The 2,330-nt window shown below is 45.2% G+C and carries 1 protein-coding gene and 1 pseudogene; one reads left to right on the top strand and one right to left on the bottom strand.

Going from position 1 to position 2,330, the window contains the following annotated elements; all coding sequences use genetic code 11:
- Window positions 1-716, top strand: a 716-nt coding sequence (gene ispG / locus F6K38_RS39655; protein WP_287360382.1) for a (E)-4-hydroxy-3-methylbut-2-enyl-diphosphate synthase, incomplete at its 5' end; no start/stop codon positions are given.
- A 465-nt stretch (window positions 717-1,181) separates the two neighbouring features.
- Here ispG and F6K38_RS44660 read toward each other — a convergent pair.
- Window positions 1,182-2,037 (bottom strand): annotated as a pseudogene (locus tag F6K38_RS44660) (DUF4058 family protein).
- Window positions 2,038-2,330 lie beyond the last annotated feature (293 nt).

Genomic DNA, 2,330 nt, shown 5'->3' with positions numbered 1-2,330 from the left:
AAGGGAAAGCTATGCGCATCGGAGTCAATCACGGTTCCCTAGCGGAACGGATGCTGTTTACCTACGGTGATACCCCAGAAGGGATGGTGGAATCTGCTCTGGAATTTATTCGTATCTGTGAATCCCTCGATTTCCGCAATTTGGTGATCTCCCTCAAGGCTTCACGGGTACCTGTGATGCTAGCCGCCTATCGCTTAATGGTAAGGCGGATGAATCAGTTGGGGATGGATTACCCGTTGCATTTAGGTGTTACTGAAGCCGGGGATGGGGAATATGGACGGATTAAGTCTACTGCTGGTATTGCTACTCTGCTAGCTGAGGGGATTGGTGATACGATTCGTGTCTCTCTTACGGAAGCCCCAGAAAAAGAGATTCCTGTTTGCTACAGTATTCTGCAAGCTCTGGGATTGCGGAAAACTATGGTGGAGTATGTGGCTTGTCCGTCCTGTGGTCGTACTCTATTTAATTTAGAGGAAGTTCTGCATAAGGTGCGGGAAGCTACTAAACACCTCACTGGCTTAGATATTGCTGTGATGGGGTGTATTGTTAATGGCCCTGGGGAAATGGCTGATGCTGACTATGGTTATGTGGGTAAGCAAGCAGGCTATATTTCTCTGTATCGCGGTAAGGAGGAAATTAAAAGGGTACCTGAAGATAAAGGAGTACAGGAATTGATTAATTTAATTAAAGCTGATGGTCGCTGGGTGGATCCTTGATAATTGTTGAATAGAAACTATAAAAAACTATACTTATCACGTAAGCATTCAGCTATCAGCTATCAGCTATCAGCTATCAGCTATCAGCTATCAGCTATCAGCGAACAGCGATTAGCGCTACGCGCACGCTACTTGAGGTGCCAAAGGCCTGTGGCCAAGGTACTGTTCGCGCAGGGTGCGCGTAGTGCAATCGCTGCTTTTGAATACAGCGTTTTTCATAACTATAAGGTGAACAGGATTTTTCCCCACTTCCAACTTCCGTCTTCCGTCTTCTCTGTTGCCTGTTCCTGTGATCCGCTGTTCCCTAAAACCCATGAATCTGTACCTAACTCAATGGAAAACCGCTATAAAATAAGCTGACGGCTGACCGCTGAGGGCACCTCAAGTAGCGTGCGCGTAGCGCATATGCTTACCGATCGCTTATATGAAAATTGGCTTGAGGATTAATCAGCTGATAATCAACAATCACCTCAGTCCCTTTTGCCGTAACAACCCATCAGCCCAAGCTGCATCGGCTTCTGACAACACCGGTACTGGTTCGCGAGTATAATCAATAACAAAGCTATACCCTGAGCGGTCATAAACTCCATCAAATAACTCTTGTAAATTGACAAGGGGTTCAGTATCTTCTGGTTGCAAAGGGAGTGGAAAGGTAGGAATCGAATCTGGCAAATTAAAGGCATATAAATCAGCTTGAGGGCGGCGATGATTTTGACTGACCAGAACTCGATAATGGGTCTGAATGCCATTACTTAAGGTAGGCATAGGTTCCCACTGCCGCAATAAATCAATTTCCACTAAATGGGTTGAACTTCCTAATATAGTTTGACGCTTTCTTTCATACTGATTGCGTCCTTCTCCTGAGCGTTTATTGGTCGGGGAAAGAACTTCAAGCGCTGTCACCAGGTTACTTGTGGCGATCTCCCGTATCTCTAAATGTCCTTGTCTTGATGCAGTCGCTCATGGGGGAAACCCCCAAGACCGCGCTGCATCGCTGCCTAACTTTTTCAGGAATTGGTAAAATAACTTTTGTTGGCTGACTTGGCGCTGAGGCAACAGCAACATTGGTTTGTGTGGGATTGGTTTGTGTGGGATTGGCTGTTGTCTGAGTTAGTTTTACTGCTGCATCGGGAATGCCAACTAGGACTGAATCTGTTCCTATAGTTTGATAGATTCGCTCTTCAATCAGAACTTGATATTTGGGAAGCAGTTGGGGAGCCAAAAAGTCGGCAATTGCAGTAATTAGTCGATGATGAACATTCGGCCAAGCGCTGGGATGCTCTAAATAGGGATCCATTCCTGGAAAAGGAGAAGGAGGCATGATTGTCTTTCCCCAATGCTTTATTGGATAATTATAGCGCTTCTCGCCTTAATTTCAATGAAAAAGTATCAATTAAAAATTGAAAATTAGCAATTAACCCCCTAATCACTCGATCAGCTGATCATGGATTTACCTAGTTTTCTAGTTAGTTGACCAATGCCCGTTGGAGCAATGGCGAGAATCAAGCATCTGACTCATCACCTAACTCTTTGAGTCTAGCTAGCAATTCCTCTACCCGCTTTTCTGCCAATTCTCTTTGTTGCCGTTCAGCTTGAGCTTGTTGTTGAGCAGCT

The organism is Moorena sp. SIO3B2, from assembly GCF_010692525.1.
Classification (GTDB): domain Bacteria; phylum Cyanobacteriota; class Cyanobacteriia; order Cyanobacteriales; family Coleofasciculaceae; genus Moorena; species Moorena producens.
This window is presented reverse-complemented; position numbering and strand designations above follow the sequence as displayed.